The 15,318-nt window shown below is 70.6% G+C and carries 15 protein-coding genes and 1 riboswitch; of the genes, 5 read left to right on the top strand and 10 right to left on the bottom strand.

Going from position 1 to position 15,318, the window contains the following annotated elements; all coding sequences use genetic code 11:
* Positions 1 to 105 precede the first annotated feature (105 nt).
* The 6 genes from CU044_RS01640 to CU044_RS40140 all read right to left on the bottom strand — a co-directional run bounded on the left by CU044_RS01640 (position 106) and on the right by CU044_RS40140 (position 5,871).
* Positions 106 to 312, bottom strand: a complete 207-nt coding sequence (locus CU044_RS01640) for a type A2 lantipeptide (RefSeq protein ID WP_129766560.1) — start codon at positions 310 to 312, stop codon at positions 106 to 108.
* A 530-nt stretch (positions 313 to 842) separates the two neighbouring features.
* A complete protein-coding gene (locus CU044_RS01635) occupies positions 843 to 1,970 on the bottom strand; it encodes an LLM class flavin-dependent oxidoreductase (RefSeq protein WP_129766558.1) in 1,128 nt (375 codons plus the stop codon).
* A 12-nt stretch (positions 1,971 to 1,982) separates the two neighbouring features.
* Positions 1,983 to 3,074 carry an LLM class flavin-dependent oxidoreductase gene (locus tag CU044_RS01630; RefSeq protein ID WP_129766556.1) on the bottom strand — a complete coding sequence of 364 codons (1,092 nt, stop codon included), beginning with the start codon at positions 3,072 to 3,074 and terminating at the stop codon, positions 1,983 to 1,985.
* Positions 3,071 to 4,444, bottom strand: a complete 1,374-nt coding sequence (locus CU044_RS01625) for an NtaA/DmoA family FMN-dependent monooxygenase (protein WP_129766554.1) — start codon at positions 4,442 to 4,444, stop codon at positions 3,071 to 3,073. Before CU044_RS01625 ends, CU044_RS01630 begins: the two co-directional genes overlap by 4 nt.
* 20 nt (positions 4,445 to 4,464) lie before the next feature.
* Complete coding sequence (locus CU044_RS01620) at positions 4,465 to 5,679, bottom strand: LLM class flavin-dependent oxidoreductase (protein WP_129766552.1); 1,215 nt, start codon at positions 5,677 to 5,679, stop codon at positions 4,465 to 4,467.
* A 75-nt stretch (positions 5,680 to 5,754) separates the two neighbouring features.
* Positions 5,755 to 5,871 carry a putative leader peptide gene (locus tag CU044_RS40140; RefSeq protein WP_345790109.1) on the bottom strand — a complete coding sequence of 39 codons (117 nt, stop codon included), beginning with the start codon at positions 5,869 to 5,871 and terminating at the stop codon, positions 5,755 to 5,757.
* Positions 5,872 to 6,218: 347 nt separating this feature from the next.
* Positions 6,219 to 6,326: riboswitch (SAM riboswitch) on the top strand.
* 245 nt (positions 6,327 to 6,571) lie between these two features.
* Between CU044_RS40140 and CU044_RS01615 the strand changes: the two genes are divergently transcribed.
* Together CU044_RS01615 and CU044_RS01610 are read left to right on the top strand one after the other, a co-directional pair.
* On the top strand, positions 6,572 to 7,354 hold the full coding sequence (locus CU044_RS01615) for a glutathione S-transferase C-terminal domain-containing protein (protein WP_129766550.1): 783 nt from the start codon (positions 6,572 to 6,574) through the stop codon (positions 7,352 to 7,354).
* A gap of 312 nt (positions 7,355 to 7,666) precedes the next feature.
* Complete coding sequence (locus CU044_RS01610) at positions 7,667 to 8,515, top strand: PhzF family phenazine biosynthesis protein (RefSeq protein ID WP_205124042.1); 849 nt, start codon at positions 7,667 to 7,669, stop codon at positions 8,513 to 8,515.
* A gap of 95 nt (positions 8,516 to 8,610) precedes the next feature.
* Here CU044_RS01610 and CU044_RS01605 read toward each other — a convergent pair whose 3' ends face one another.
* Positions 8,611 to 9,054, bottom strand: coding sequence for an Lrp/AsnC family transcriptional regulator (locus CU044_RS01605; protein ID WP_129766548.1), 444 nt, complete (start codon positions 9,052 to 9,054; stop codon positions 8,611 to 8,613).
* Positions 9,055 to 9,206: 152 nt separating this feature from the next.
* Between CU044_RS01605 and CU044_RS01600 the strand changes: the two genes are divergently transcribed.
* The 3 genes from CU044_RS01600 to CU044_RS01590 all read left to right on the top strand — a co-directional run bounded on the left by CU044_RS01600 (position 9,207) and on the right by CU044_RS01590 (position 13,025).
* Positions 9,207 to 10,391, top strand: a complete 1,185-nt coding sequence (locus CU044_RS01600) for an aminotransferase class I/II-fold pyridoxal phosphate-dependent enzyme (protein WP_129766546.1) — start codon at positions 9,207 to 9,209, stop codon at positions 10,389 to 10,391.
* 141 nt (positions 10,392 to 10,532) lie between these two features.
* Positions 10,533 to 11,831: an amidohydrolase family protein gene (locus tag CU044_RS01595; protein ID WP_129766544.1), complete on the top strand. Its 1,299-nt coding sequence runs from the start codon at positions 10,533 to 10,535 to the stop codon at positions 11,829 to 11,831.
* 537 nt (positions 11,832 to 12,368) lie between these two features.
* Entirely contained in the window at positions 12,369 to 13,025 is a 657-nt protein-coding gene (locus CU044_RS01590; RefSeq protein WP_129766542.1) for a restriction endonuclease, read from the top strand.
* A gap of 58 nt (positions 13,026 to 13,083) precedes the next feature.
* On the opposite strand, the gene CU044_RS01585 is transcribed toward CU044_RS01590, so the two are convergent.
* The 3 genes from CU044_RS01585 to CU044_RS01575 form a co-directional block, all read right to left on the bottom strand.
* Entirely contained in the window at positions 13,084 to 14,007 is a 924-nt protein-coding gene (locus CU044_RS01585; protein ID WP_129766540.1) for a zinc-binding dehydrogenase, read from the bottom strand.
* Positions 14,008 to 14,157: 150 nt separating this feature from the next.
* Positions 14,158 to 14,568 carry a helix-turn-helix domain-containing protein gene (locus CU044_RS01580; protein ID WP_129766538.1) on the bottom strand — a complete coding sequence of 137 codons (411 nt, stop codon included), beginning with the start codon at positions 14,566 to 14,568 and terminating at the stop codon, positions 14,158 to 14,160.
* Positions 14,569 to 14,675: 107 nt separating this feature from the next.
* Positions 14,676 to 15,149 carry a nuclear transport factor 2 family protein gene (locus tag CU044_RS01575; RefSeq protein ID WP_129766536.1) on the bottom strand — a complete coding sequence of 158 codons (474 nt, stop codon included), beginning with the start codon at positions 15,147 to 15,149 and terminating at the stop codon, positions 14,676 to 14,678.
* Between the last annotated feature and the right edge of the window lie 169 nt (positions 15,150 to 15,318).

Here is a 15,318-nt window from a genome sequence, read left to right as displayed (position 1 = left end):
GGGGCATAGGGCGCGGTCCGTCGGCCGGGGAAAGCCGACGCGCCGTGGTCACCGCGCGTGGCTGTCACCACGCGAGGCCGTGCCGCTCAGCGGCACTTCACCGACTCAGAGGTTGACGCCGACGCCGACCGGGAGGCCGGCCGTGAGGCCGCCGACAACACCGGTGGCGGTTCCGACGATCTCCGAGACGGGGGCGACGGAGTCAGCGGTGGAGATGACGGTGCCGACCAGACCGTCGACGAGGCCACCGGACACGTTGTCCAGGTCGCTGTCGGAGATTTCCTGGGTCTCGACCTGCGGGGTGAAGGACATGATGTTTGCTTCCCTTCGCGCTGATATCTCGGAATTTCCACAGCGGTCACGCGCTCCGTCGGGCCCCGGAACGGGGCCTTCCGTCTGTGCGGTTGCCGCGGTGCGAAGGATGAAAGCACGGGGTCGCGCCGCCTTGCCAATCGCATCGTTCCCGATCGCGACGTATCGCGGCGCCGAAACGGTCTGGTGTGCAGGCGTGTTCATGAAGTGGTGGCAGCATCCCCACGTCTTCGCGGGCGTGATGTCCCGCGAACTGGGCTCCCCCTCGGCGACGGAACGAGACATTCCATACCAACACGCGGACTTCCGGACCGGAGCGCGAAGCCCACCGGGAGATGATGTGCCGCCCGCGTGACCGGTGTGCAGATTCGCGAGAGACCGTACGCTCTCGCGAATCCACACCCCAGCGCAGCGAAGTGTGCGCGGCGGGTGACCGGGCGTCCCACATGATGGTCCACCGGTGAGGCCGTGAGCGGTGCGCGGGCACCGCGCGGTGACGCGGTGCCCGACACGGTCCGTCCGGCGCCCGCTTACCTCGTGCGCCACTCCTCGGCCAGCAGCTCGTAGGACCGCACCCGGTCCGCGTGGCCGTGGGTGATCGTGGTGATCAGCAACTCGTCGGCGCCGGTGGCCTCCTGGAGCCGGGCCAGCTGGTCGGCGACGCGGCCCGGGGAGCCGGCGAACTGGGTGTCCACACGGTCCTGGACCAGCGCCCGGTCCGCGTCGGACCATGCGTGGGCGCGTGCCTCGTCGGGCGTGGGGAACGGGATCGCGCCCTCGGCCGTACGGATGCTGCGGACCCACAGGCCGTAGCCGGTGGCGAGTTCGCGGGCGGTCTCGTCGTCCTGGGCGACCACGACGTCCGCGGACACACTGACGTACGGCTTGTCGAGGACGTCGGAAGGCTTGAACGCGGCGCGGTAGCCCTCCACCGCCTCCAGCACCGTGGCCGGACTGACGTGGTAGTTCGCCGCGAACCGCAGACCGCCCCGGCCCGCGGCCTCGGCGCTCTCGCCGCCGCTGCTGCCCAGGATCCAGATCTCGATGTCGGCGCCCTCTCCCGGCACGACATGCGCCTCGACGCCGTCCCCGGAGCGGTACGTGCCCGCCAGCAGCGCCAGGATGTCGTCGACCTGCTCGCCGTATGCCTGCGACTCGGCGTTCGGCAGAAGGAGCAGCTTCCGCTGGAGCGCGATACGCGGTGAGCCGAGCAGGCCCTCGAAGGAGAAGCGGGCGGGAATGCGCAGGCCGCCCGGGGTACGGCCGTCGACCACGGGGGTCGCGGTCGGCGGCGGAGTGACGGGCCCGCCGGGCGGCCGGCCGCCGGAGCGCCCGAGGCCCAGGTCGAGGCGCCCGGGGTGCAGCGCGTCGATCAGACCGAACTCCTCGACCGTGGACAGGGCGGTGCGGTGGCCGAGTTGCACGGCGCCGGAGCCGAGCCGGATGGTCGAGGTCGCGGAGGCGGTCAGGGCGAGGACGACCGCGGGCGAGGTACCGGCCACGCCCGGGTTGAGGTGGTGCTCGGCGTACCAGTAGCGGGCGTAGCCGAAGCTCTCGGTCCGCCGGGCCAGGTCGATGGAGTTGCGCAGCGCCTCGGTGGCGGTGGAACCGGACGAGACCGGGACCAGGTCGAGGACGCCGAGGGGTATGTCGGACATGTGCGAGGCTCCTCAGTGCTCGGCGGGCGCGGAGACGGCGACGGGCTCCGCGAGGACCGGTCCCCAGGAGAACGGCGGATCGGGGATCTCACGGCGCAGTACCGGAGCGATGTCCGACTGGAAGAGTTCGAGGGAGTCGCGATGCTGACGGTCCGTCAGTCCTCCTGCGTCCGCGTGCAGATGCAGCACGGTGTGCCCGAACCGTTCGTGGTAGCGCCGTACCTTCTCGATGATCTGCTGGGGGCTGCCGATCAGCGCCGAGCTGCGCTCCACGAAGTCCTCCAGGGTCGGGAACACCGGCTCCAGGCCCAGCCGCTTCTGGAACGCCAGGTTCCCCTCGAACACGGGCCGGTAGGCGGCGATCGCCTCCTGGGACGTACGGGCCGCGTAGAAGCCGGCCGTCCCCGCACCGACCGCGAGGGCCGCCGGATCGTGGCCGTAGTGCTCCCAGCGCTCGCGGTAGTAGCGGATCAACTCGGCGTAGGGCTCTATGGGGTTGGTGACGTTGGCGGAGAAGAGCGGGTCGCCGTAGCGGGCGGCCAGATCGACCGACTCCTCGCTGGTGGCGCTGCCGTGCCAGACCCGGATCGGCTGCTGGAACGGCCGGGGCCACACCTCGGCGTCCGTGAGTCCCGGGCGGAAGCGGGTCGCGGCGGTCACCTTGTCCTGGCGCCAGATCGTGCGGAACACCTCGTAGCTCTCGGCATTGCGGTCCCACTGGTCCTCGGGGGTGACCCGGAACAGGTCCCGCTGGGCGGCCCCGTTGCCCTTGCCGATGATCAGCTCAAGGCGTCCGCCGGAGAGATGGTCCAGGGTCGCGTAGTCCTCGTACGCCCGCACCGGGTCCAGCAGGCTGAGCGTGGTGACCGCGGTGAACAGCCGGATCCGGGAGGTGAGGGCGGCGATGTGGCTGAGGACGACGGGCGGCGACGAGGAGATGAAGGGCCGCTCGTGCCGCTCCCCCACGCCGAATCCGTCGAAGCCGAGCTCCTCGGCGAGGAGCGCGTTGTCGAGCACCTCGCGGAAGCGCTCCTGGGTGGATTTCCGTACGCCCGTCACCGGGTGCGGGGCGTGCACGATCAGGGTGATGGCGAGGAATTTCATGACGCCGCACGCTCGTCGCGCACCTCGTCCGGGTGGGCCAGGCCGAGGTGCTCGCGCAGCGTGGTGCCCTCGTACTCCGTGCGGTACACACCGCGTTCCTGGAGCAGGGGGACGACCTGGTCGGCGAAGGAGTCGAGGCCGCCGGGGGTGATGTGCGGGACGAGGATGAAGCCGTCGCCGGCATCGGCCTGGACCAAGTCGTTGACGGACTCGGCGACGGTGGCCGGGGAGCCGACGAAGCTCTGCCGGTTGCCGGTCTCGATGACCAGGTCACGGATCGACCACTTGTTGGCGGCGGCGAGCTCGCGCCACTCGCGGGCCGTGGCCAGCGGGTCGCGGTACATCCGTACCTGGGCGCGCCCGCGGGCGATGGTGTGCTCGCCGAGGTCGGGGTCGATGTCGGGCAGCGGGCCGTCCGGGTCGTACGCGGACAGGTCCCGGTTCCAGACGAACTCCAGGTGCTTGATGGCCGTGGCCCCGCTCACCTGCTGGCGGCGCACCACCCGGGCCAGTTCCTCCGCCTCGGCGTCGGTGTCGCCGAGCACGAAGCTCGCGGCGGGCAGGATCAGCAGCTGGTCGTGGCCGCGGCCGTACCGGGCCAGGCGGCCCTTGACGTCGGCGTAGAACGCCTGCCCCTCCTTGAGGGTGGCGTACCGGCTGAAGATGGCGTCGGCGCCCGACGCGGCGAACTCGCGTCCCTCCTCGGAGTCCCCGGCCTGGAAGATCACCGGACGGCCCTGCGGGCTGCGCGGGACGTTGAACTGCCCCCGGATGTCGAAGTGCCGGCCCTGGTGGACGAAGGCTCCGGCCCGCGCGTCCCGCAGGAAGGTGCCGGTCTCCGCGTCGGCGACGATCTCGTCCCCGTGCCAGGAGTCGAAGAGTTCGTTGGCGGTGGAGAGGAACTCCTTCGCACGCGAGTAGCGCTCCTCCTGCGGGAGGAAGCCGCCGCGCCGGAAGTTCTCGCCGGTGAAGGCGTCCCAGGAGGTGACCACGTTCCAGGCGGCCCGTCCGCCCGAGAGGTGGTCGAGGCTGGCGAACTGGCGGGCCACCTCGTAGGGCTCGTTGAAGGTGGAGTTGATGGTGCCGGTCAGGCCGAGGTGTTCGGTGACGGCGGCCAGCGCGGCGAGGACGGTGAAGGTGTCGGGGCGGCCGACGACGTCCAAGTCGTATATCTTTCCGCCCTGTTCGCGCAGCCGCAGCCCCTCGGCGAGGAACAGGAAGTCGAACTTGGCGCGTTCGGCGGTTTTCGCGAGGTGCGCGAAGGAACTGAACTCGATGTGGCTGCCGGCCTCGGGGTCGCTCCACACGGTGGTGTTGTTGACGCCGGGGAAATGGGCCGCGAGATGGATCTGCTTGAGCGGCTTGCTCATGGGAGGAGGCTCCTTCGGGCTCAGGCGGTCGTGGCGACGGCGTAGCGGTTGGCCGGGCGGGAGAGCCCGAGCAGCCCGCGCAGGGTGTCGGCCTCGTACGCGCGGCGGAAGGCGCCCCGGCGCTGGAGTTCGGGGACCAGGCCCTGGGTGATCGCCGGAAGGTCGTGACCGGCGACGGCGGGACGCAGCCGGAAGCCGGACAGCCCCGCCGACTCCAGTTCCTGTAGCAGATCGGCGAGTTGGGCGGCGGTGCCGGTGAAGATCCGGGCGTCGCTGGTGTACGGGGATCCCGCGAGGGCGTCCAGGCGCTCCCGGCGGGCCGCGGCCTCGGCGGGATCGTCGTCGAGGAAGACCACCAGGTCGCCGAAGACGTGCAGGATCTCGTGGGCGCGGCCGGCCGCGGTCTGCTCGGCGCGGATCTCCTCGACGACGGCTCGGGCCTGGCCGGCGTCGGACGGGGTGACGTATCCGATGTCGGCGGCCCGTGCCACCAGCCGGTAGGTGCCGGTCGCGTGGGCCAGGGCGCTGACGAGCGGCTGGCCCTGGGGCGGGCGGGGCGTGATGGAGGGACCCTTGACGCTGAAGTGCCTGCCCTCGAAGTCGATGTAGTGCAGCTTGGCCCGGTCGATGAAGCGGCCGGTGGCGACGTCCCGGATCTCCGCGTCGTCCTCCCAGCTGTCCCAGAGCCGGCGCACGACCTCGACGTAGTCCGCTGCCTCGTCGAAGGCATCGTCCACGACTTCACGCACAACGGGCGTGTCGTAGTCCTCCCGGCGGAACGGCGGGAACGTACGGCGTCCGAAGTGCGCGGCCTCGTTCTGGCGTGCCGTGATCTGTACGCGCAGGCCCGCGCGGCCGGTGCTCACATAGTCGAGGGTGGCGATCGCCTTGGAGATGTGGAACGGCTCCGTGTGGGTGGCCACGACGGTCGGCACCACACCGATGTGGTGGGTGAGCGGGGCGACCCGCGCGGCGATGAGGACGGCGTCCAGGCGGCCGCGGACCTGGTCGGTGCGGCCGTCGGGTTCGGTGAAGGACGAGGACTGGAGGCCGAGCGCGTCCTCGATGGTCACGAAGTCGAGCAGACCGCGCTCGGCCTCGGTCACGAGGTCGGTCCAGTAGGCGGCGGTGAGCAGTTCACCGGGGCGGGCGACGGGCTCGCGCCAGGCGGCCGGGTGCCAGCCGGCACCGTCGAGGGCAACGGCGAGGTGCAGCGGGGAGGGTGACGAGGACAAGGGAGTGACGCCTTCCTGATCAGCCGTACGAGGGAGCCGGCACCCGTACTCAGGGTGCGGCTGGAGGACAACAGGTCACGAGCAACAGAGCGCGCCGGCCACGCGCAGCAGGTCGATGTGTGTCCGGGAGTACAGATGCAGACGGCGGGGCAGGGCGGGTTTCACGGCACGGCGGCGGGACACGGGACGCATGTACCTCACCTCCGCCCTTCCGGCCCGGCGGCCCCAGGGCCCCGGGGCCTTGTCGGCCTCACGCTCGCGGCTCCCTCAGGGCACGCCGCACGGAACGGAACAACGACAACGGCGCGGCTATTCCCTTTCTTCCGGCCGTCGGGTTTTCTTCTCCGTTCTTCTTCTCCGTCCCGGGCCGCGCCCATGGGTGGTCGGGGTGGGTAAGGACCGCTCCGTCGGCCTGCCGCGTGTCCATGCGAGTGACCATCAGGTGAGACCGCGCGCCCGGCTTTCTTGACGGCGTCACGGAGCGCACCGAGACTGATGTGGACGGTCACGATTGTCAGCGCCACGGCGCGGGTTCGCCCGCTCATGTGGTCATCGGCCCCGGCCCGCCGACAGGCAACCCTTCCACCGCGACGGGGTGCTCCGGGTGACGACCGGGTCCCGCCGGCGCGGCGGGGCAAGCGCGGTCTCGCGTCTCGCGAGCCCCGGAGGTGGGAACGGGTGGCAATGCCCAGGAACGGCTTGACGAGGCGCCTGCACATCGATCTGCTGCGTGTCTCCAGCGCTTACTGATCCGCCGACGGTCCGTGCGATCCGGATCCGTACGATCCCGGACCTGTGCGATCCGGACCCGTGCGAAAGGCGCAGTCGCTCCGCATCCGGCCGCTGGTGCCCACAAGGCGGCGGTGGCTTCCTCGTTCCCCAAGGGAGAGTCATGCCCGAGACAGCTTTGCGCAGTTCCAGCACGGCCACCTCCGGTGGCTGTCACCAGAGTTCGTCCGCTTCGAGGCTTCGCCCCAGGGGAGCCACCGCGTCGCCCCGCCCGCACCGCTTCCACAGCCGGATCGGCGTCGGTCTCGCCGGCGGCTTCTACCCGGCGCCGCACCGCTACGATCTCTACCTGTCGGCGTGCTGTCCCCGCTCACTGCGCATCTCGATCACCCTCGACCTGCTCGGCCTGAAGGACACGGTCGGCACCACACTCCTGACACACCCCACCGAGACGCCCGACGCCTTCGCCTCGCTGCGCGGCGCGTACGAGGCCACGGTGCACCACTACGACGGGCCGCTGACAGCGCCCGCGCTGCGCGACCGCTGGAGCGGACGCATCGTCAGCAACGACACCGACGGTATCCTCCGCGACCTCGCGAGCCTGTTCTCCGGCCACGACGAAGCCCGCCCCTCCCCCCTCGGCCCGCCGGCCCTCGCTCCGGACATCGACGCCCTCCGCGACCTGCTGGACCGGGATATCACCCCGGCTGCCCAGTCCTCGGGACGATCGGCGGCACTGGGCCTGCTGGACCGTCAACTCACCACGCATCCCTACGTGTTGGGCGGAGATCTGACGGCTGCGGACGTGGACCTGTGGGTGGCGCTCGTCCATCTCGGCCCGGCCGGCACCCTCGGCTCGTACCCCCGGCTCCGTGACTACGTACGCCGCCTCGGCGACCACCCGGCCTTCCGGGGCAGGACCGAGGCGATGCCCGACGCGGCGTGAGACCCGGGGTGACCGTGGTGGCCGGGCCGGGCGATCCACTTTGTTGTGGTTGGCTCTGTCCTGCCCGCGCGGGCGTCCCCTGGGATGGGACCTGCTTCCGCCGACGGGCGGGACGTGCGGAATCCGCCGCAGCCGCTTGAAAGGCCCTAGGGTCTTTCGTTTGGATCAGGCCGGATCAGGGAGCGGGGTCTGGTGCCGTGGATCGCAAGGCGGAGGAGGGAGCCATGGCGGAGCCCTGGTGACCGACGACAACGCGGCGAGGCGCGGTGCCAGGGCACGCGAGCCCGGCATGATCCAAACGAGAGGCCCTAGATGACCATGCCGCGCACACGCTCGTTCGTGCAGGTCGACGTGTTTTCCACAAGCCCCTTCTCCGGCAACCCGGTCGCGGTCGTCCTGGACGGGACGGACCTGACCGATGAGGAGATGCAACGCCTGGCGCGTTGGACGAATCTGTCCGAGACCACGTTCGTGCTGCCCCCGACCGTCCCGGAGGCGGACTACCGGTTGCGGATCTTCACCCCCCAGGGTGAGCTGCCGTTCGCCGGGCACCCCACCCTCGGCTCCGCGCGCGCCTGGCTGGACAGCGGCGGCATCCCGCGGCACGCCGACCGCATCGTGCAGGAGTGCGCCGCCGGCCTGGTCACCGTGCGCCGTGGCGAGGACACTCTGTCCTTCGCCGCCCCGCCTCGCGTACGTGAGGGAGCGCTCGACGACGACTATCTGCACCGGATCGTGGCCGCGTTCGGCATCACACGCGACCGGGTCGTGGCCCACCAGTGGGTCGACAACGGTCCCGGCTGGGCCGTGATCCAGTTGCCCACGGCCGACGAGGTCCTCGCGCTCGAACCCGACTTCTCCCTCATCCCGACCGCGATGGTCGGCGCGATCGGGGCCCATCCCCGCAGGTACCGACACCACTTCGAGATGCGCACCTTCGCCCCTGGTGCCGGCGTGCCCGAGGACCCCGCGTGCGGCAGCATGAACGCCGCCGTCGGTCAGTGGCTCACCTCCGCCGGCGCCGCACCCTCCTCCTACCGGGTCTCCCAGGGCACGAGACTGGGACGGGCCGCGAGCATCGAGATCACCGCCGATTCGGACGGCACCGTCTGGGTCAGCGGCGCCGCCACCGTCTGGATCCGCGGCACCATCACTCTCTGACCGCCCCACCGCCCGCGCTCCCGCCGGCAGTTGCCGGAGCGCGGGCGGCTACGCGGCGGTCCCCGCGCCGGACCACCGGCCCGGGACGTGGACCGTCATGCGGTGTCGGCGGAGAGCGTCTTCATGCTGACGTAGCTGGTCACCGTGGCCACGCCGGGCAGCGTGGACAACTGGTTGGCGTGGAAGGCCTCGTAGGCGGGCAGGTCGGCCACCTCGACCTGGAGCAGATAGTCGAAGTTGCCGGTGATGTGGTGGCAGGCGACCACCTCGGGCAGCCGGGTGACCCCACGCTCGAACGCCACCACGTCCGCGCGGATGTGCCGCATCAGCCGGACACCCGCGAACACCCGCAGACCGCGGCCGATCGCGGCGGGATCGATCAGCGCCCGGTAACCGCGGATGACCCCGGCTTCCTCCAGCTGACGCACGCGCCGCAAGCAGGGTGACGGCGACAGCCCGACCCGGGCGGCGAGCTCGCTGTTGCTGATCCGACCATGCTGTTCGAGTACGGCCAGAATCGACCGGTCCACCTCATCCATGGTGGCAGATTATTGCTCCCAGAGCTCGTCTACCACAATCGTGCGCCTGCTCTGTGCGCAATGTGCTGCCAAAATTGCCGAGATCCGGTCACATCGGAGCGCCGGTCGGCCACGCTTCATGGAGTCACACCGACGGTCCACGGAGGGCAGCCATGCCGGGCAAGAGCACCATCACCGTTCACGCAGATCGCGAAGTCCATCCGAGCCGTGCCGTGGCACCGCCCATCTACCAGACGGCGGCGTTCTCGGCCGAGGACGCGGAGACGTTCGCGCAGGCCGCCGTCGACCCGCGGGGCAAGGACTTCTACACCCGGTTCGGCAACCCGAACCACGCACAGGTCGCCGCCGTCGTCGCCGAACTGGAGAACACCGAGGCGGCCATGGTCACCGCGTCCGGGATGGCCGCGCTCACCACGGCCGCGCTGGCCCTGGTGTCCGCCGGTGATCACGTCATCGGGCAGAAGTCCACCTACGGGGGCACGGCGTCGGTGCTGCTGAACCTGCTGCCGCGCCTCGGCGTATCGACCACCCTGGTGGACCAGACGGACCCGGAGGCGTTCGCGAAGGCACTGACCCCGCGGACCCGCCTGATCCTGATGGAATCCCCGAGCAATCCGCTGTTGCAGATCACCGACCTGCGCGCCGTCGCGGACCTGGCCCGCGCGCACAACGTGCTGACCATGGCGGACAACACCTTCGCCACTCCACTGAATCAGCGACCGGCGGACTTCGGCATCGATCTGGTCTGGCACAGCGCGACCAAGTACCTCAACGGCCATGCGGACGTCTCCGCCGGAGTGCTGGCCGGTCCGGCGGAGCTCCTGGACCGGATCTGGGACGTCGGCCTGCTCACCGGGGCCACGCTCGGACCGATCGACGCGTGGCTGCTGCTGCGCGGCATGCGCACCCTGCCGCTGCGGGTGCCGCGTCACAACGCCAACGGCCTGGCGCTCGCGGAGGCGCTGGACGGACATCCGGCGGTCACGACGGTGCACTATCCCGGTCTGGCGACCCACCCGCAGCACACGCTGGCCGCCGACCAGATGAGCGGTTTCGGCGGGGTGCTCGGTATCGAGTTCGCCGGTGGTTTCGAGAAGGCGGACGCCTTCCTCGGCCGGCTGCGGTACCCCCGCCGGTCGGCCAGCCTCGGCGGCATGGAATCGCTGGCCGTGCATCCGGCGTCCATGTGGCGCGGGATGCTCAGCGAGGAACAGATCGCGGAATCGGTTCCGCCGGGCCTGGTCCGGCTGGCCGCGGGCACGGAGGACACGGCCGACTTGGTCGCCGACGCGCTCGCCGCGGCCGACGCGCTGCTCGCCGGAGCCACGACCACCTGAGCGACCGTTCGCGCTGCGGCGGCGACACCCTCGCACGCCTGGTGAGCGCCCGCGGATGATCCGCACGGCCGCCGGCAGAGCCGTGGGCCGCCACCACATGATCGTGAACAATCCGAAAGCCTCTGTGAAGGAGTTCATCCGATGAAGACCCTGCTCACTGGCGGAACCGTGGTCAGCATGGACCCGGCCGTCGGCGATCTCGACCGCGGTGACGTGCTGATCGAGGACGGCGTGATCGTCGAGGTGGCCGAACGCGTCGACGCGCCGGACGCCGAGGTGATCGACGCGACCGACCGGATCGTCATGCCCGGCTTCGTCGACAACCACCGCCACACCTGGCAGACCGCGTTCCGGGGCGTCGGCGCCGACTGGACGTTCCCCGAGTGGGCGGTGGCCATGCACGGCACGGTCAAACCCCACTACCAGCCCGAGGACGTCTATACGGGCACCCTGCTCGGCCGCCTGGAGGCCCTGCACTCCGGCGTGACCACGATGCTGGACTGGTACCACGTCGCGCGGAGCCACGAACACGAGGACGCCGCCGTTGCCGCCCTGCGGGACGCGCCGGGACGGTCGGTCTTCTGCCTCGGCGCCGGATGGGGCACCCCCGGCCCCGTCGACGACGAGATCCGCCGCGTCCGCTCCGACCTGGCCGGGGACGGCCTCGTCACCATGGCACTGGGGCTGCGCGGACCCGAGGACACCAGCATGGGCACCGTCGCCCGGGAGCTGGAGCTGGCGGCCGAACTCGGCCTGCGCACCAGCCTGCATGTCGACGCAGGCGGGACGCGGCGCCCGGTCGCCGGTCTGCGCGAGCACGGTCTGCTGCGGGACACCACCACGTTCGTGCACGCCAACGGGGTCAGCGACGAAGAGCTGCGGATGCTCGCCGACGCGGGCAGTTCGCTGTCGATCAGCCCGGACGTCGAGCTGAAGATGGGGTTCGGATCGCCGATGACCGGCCGGGCGTTGGCCGCCGGCCTGCGCCCGACGCTGTCCGTCGACGACGTCCCGTCGGCCGGCGGGGACATGTTCTCCACGATGCGTACCGCCTTCGCCGTGCAGCGCGGCCTGGACGGCGGCCTGCGCTCCCGGGACCTGCTGGAGTTCGCCACCGTCGATGCCGCCCGGTCGTGCGGGCTCGACGCCCGGACCGGCAGTATCACGCCCGGCAAGGACGCCGACGTCATCCTTCTGCGCGCCGACGACCTGACCGTGTTCCCGGTCACCGACCCGGTCGCCACCCTCGTCAGCGCCGGCCATCCCGGCCTGGTGGACACCGTCCTCGTCGCCGGCCGCGTCGTCAAACGCGACGGCGTGCTGGTGGGCGTGGACGTGGCGGCGTTGAGGACCCGACTGATCGCATCACGCGACCGGATCGCGGCGGCCGCCGGCATTCCGCTCGACGGCACATGGCGCCCACGGCCGGAATCGGCGTAGGAGCACGTGGCGGTGCACGTGGGGCGGTGCACGGGGGAATGGTGGCCGAAGAGGGAGGACTTGGCCCGTGCAGCACGGCGCTCCGGACGCGGGGAACCTACCGCTCGGGTGCGCCGAAGCGATGAAGCTCCACCTGGACTCCCCAGTCCCGGGCCAGCTCCGCGATGCCGTGCGCACGACGGAGCGCCTCCACAGTCCCACCCACCACTCGCGTAGCACTATGCGATCAGTCGGTCGCGGATTGTCCGCATCGAGTGCTTGGATGTTCGCCGGCGCGGGGAGCGCCGGTCCGTTCAAGGGGAGAGTTATGTGGACTGACGTCCGAGTGAAGCGCAGTGGCCTCCAGGTCTCAGGAGGCCGACAGTTCGCGGACTGGGTACTGCGGGCAGCCATGTTGCCGAGGCCGGCCTGCTTACGTGATGGGTCGGCCGGAGGTACGGGCGTCACGGGCGGTCCCGGGGCGGGCCGGTGACCCGGCACAGGCCACCCGCCCGGCGCCGTCCGGCGGCGCGACGCGGCAGGGCGGCGGGGCGTCGGTTGCGCGGGAAGCAGGCCGCGCGGATCGAAGGCGTCGGACTGCTGCTCATCGTGGTGGCAGGGGTGTCGGTCGCGGTGGCGGTGTTGCAGTGGCTGGCGGCGCATTGGTGGGTGCTGGTGGTCCTGGGCGTGCCGGCGGCCGGAGCCGCGGTGGCCTGGGTGCACTGGCGAGGGCAGCACGCGCGGTGGGCGCGGGTGAAGGAGCAGGGGCTTCGCTATCAGCTCGCGCAGCTGGACGCCCTGGGCCACCGGGAGTTCGAGTACGCGGTGCGGGATCTGATGAAGCGGGACGGCTGCCGCGACGCGGTCCAGGTGGGCGGCCGCGGCGACAACGGAGCGGACGTGAAGGCCACCGATCCGCTCGGGCGCCGCTGGGTCATCCAGTGCAAACACCGCCGGGCCGGCTGGTCCGGGTCCGCGATCGGCACCCCCGACCTCCATGTCCTCAACGGCACGGGCCGCCAGCTCCACGGCGGCGACGTCATCGTCCTCGTCACGAACGGCCGCTTCAGCTCGAAGTGTCCGCCGTACGCGAAGTCCCAGCGTCTCCACCTCGTCGACCGGCATCTGCTGGGCGAATGGGCCGCGGGATCCCGGCCCCTGTGGGAAATCCTGAACCGGCTGCCCCCTCCCCGGAAGCCGTCCGCCCTGTCCTGACCGGAACCGGCGGCCCGGTACTCCGGTGGCTTCCGGCCGGTGCCGTCGGTGCCTGCGTTCATGGCACGAGCACGATCCGGCCGCGCCGGCCGCCCCGGGTGAGCCGGGCGTGGGCGTCGGCGGCCTGCGACAGCGGGTAGGTCTGCGCCACGCGCGGCGTCAGCACGCCGACCTCGGCGAGCGCGGAGAGGTAGGAGAGACGGGTCGAGTCGGGACCTGCGGTGGTGAGCCGCACCACCACGCTCCGCTCCGAGGCCGGCAGCACGTCGCCCCTCACGCTCACGAAGATGCCGCCGTCGCGGACAGCCGCCAGCGCAGGGGCGCCCAGTGCCGCCGCGTCGAGTACGCCGTCCACGCCCTCCGGTACGAACCGGCGCACCGCCTCGCTCAGGTTCTCGTCGCGTGATGCGAACCAGGTGGCGCCACGACCGTGGAGGAACTCCTCGTCCTCGGGCCGCCCTTGAGCGATGATGCGCACGCCCCGGGTTCGGGCCAGCTCGACGGCGTAGCCGCCCACCGCTCCGGCGGCGCCTGTGACAAGCAGCGTGTCGCGGGGGCGTAGCGGGAAGTTGTCCAGGGCCAGTGAGGCGGTCATCGCGTTGAGCGGGATCGTCGCCGCCAGTGTCAGGTCCATACCCTCCGGGGCGGGGGCGATGGAGTTGACGTCGGTCACGAGGTATTCGGCCTGAGCCTTCGTGGGGCGCAGTACAGGGGCGTCGAATGCGATCACCGGGGTTCCGCCCTTCAGGGAGACACCCTGGCCGACCGCGTCGACCGTCCCGGCCGCGTCCAGACCGAGACCGGTGTATCCGACGTCCTCCAACGGCCTGAAGACCCCGGCCCACACAGCGGCGTCAGCGGGATTGAGCGCGGCGGCCGCGACCTTGATACGGACCTCGAAGGGACCTGGTTCCGGGAGGGGGACCTCCACGACCTCGACGGCCTCGGGTCCACCGGTCTTCTTGACGACTGCTGCGCGCATGATCTTCGCTCTTCCCTTTGCAATTTCGAACGCCAGGAGCGCTACGAACACTAGGAAGGTTCCGGTCGGTTCGTAAGGAGGCACTTTGAAGTGCGTTACGCCATTCTCCGGACGCAGGCATACGGCCCCGCACGGGGACTTCAGTTGTCGTTACTCGTCGCTCTGGCGGCTGTCGTAGCGTGCGCGGGCCTCGTCGACCTCGTCGGTCTTGTCCACGGCCCAGTCGCGCACCTGGGACAGCAGGCCGTAGAGCCCTTGCCCGAGCGGGGTCAACTCGTAGTCGACGCGTACCGGCACAGTCGGTGTGACCGTCCGCTTCACTATGCCGTCGCGCTCCAGCATGCGCAGGGTCCGGGTGAGCATCTTCTGGCTGACGCCCGGGATTTCGCGGCTGATGTGGCTGTACCGCATCGCGTCGCCGTATGACCCGAGGGTGCACATCGTCAGGCTGACCCACCGGTTGCTGATCGTCGAGAGCAAAGCCACCGCAGGACAGTCGCGCATGTACGCCTCGTACGTGCCGGGCTCGATCCGGCGCGCGGGCTTCGCCGTGGTGGCCATTCATCTCTCCTGCCAGGGGAGCAACGCACTTGATGCCGGCTACGTACGAATTGATCGTAACGTGCCCAGCGTTTGTGTCAGTTCGACGATGCGGCGCCGCCGGGTGATCAGAAGACATAGGGGATGTCGTGTATGACGTCCAGGTGACGGACGCGCCAGACGCCGTCGGTTCGGCGGAAGGCGAAGCGGTAGTAGCCGGACTCGATGGGCTTGATGGTGCCTCGGGCGCCGAAGGTGCCGGCGGGCCACCCGCCCTCGGGCTTGCTGGTTGCGGAGACGTCGAAGGTGATGAACTGGGTATCGATGCCGGCCTCGTCGCCGTCGACGGAGACCAGATGGTCGTAGGTGGTGTGGTGGCTCCAGCCCAGGGGCGGGTGCGGCGCCATGGCCGTGGACATGGCCGTTGCGATCTGCGCCCCTCCGGAGAGGGTTCCCAGCAACTCCATCCCGTCGGGCCCGCGGTAGTGGATCTCGACGGCGGCGTCGGTCTCGAAGAGCTTTGACAGTGTGTCGCCGTCGCGCCAGTCCGCAGCCCGGGTGTACCGGGAGACGATCTCTCTGATCTCGTCTTCTGTGCTCATGACGTTCTCCGGTTCTCTCGGTGGTGCCTGTCGGTGTCCGGGCTCGTGCGGCAGGCACACGACCACGACCGGTCGCTTGCTCCGCGGGCGGGCACCTCGATGAGCTCAATCCGTACGCGTGAAAAGTACATATCCTTGGACGGAAATGCAACTGTAAGAGTTGCTAATA

The organism is Streptomyces sp. L-9-10, from assembly GCF_004151105.1.
Lineage (GTDB): Bacteria > Actinomycetota > Actinomycetes > Streptomycetales > Streptomycetaceae > Streptomyces.
The sequence above is the reverse complement of the archived record's forward strand: the minus strand, read 5'-3'. Positions and strand labels throughout refer to the sequence as shown.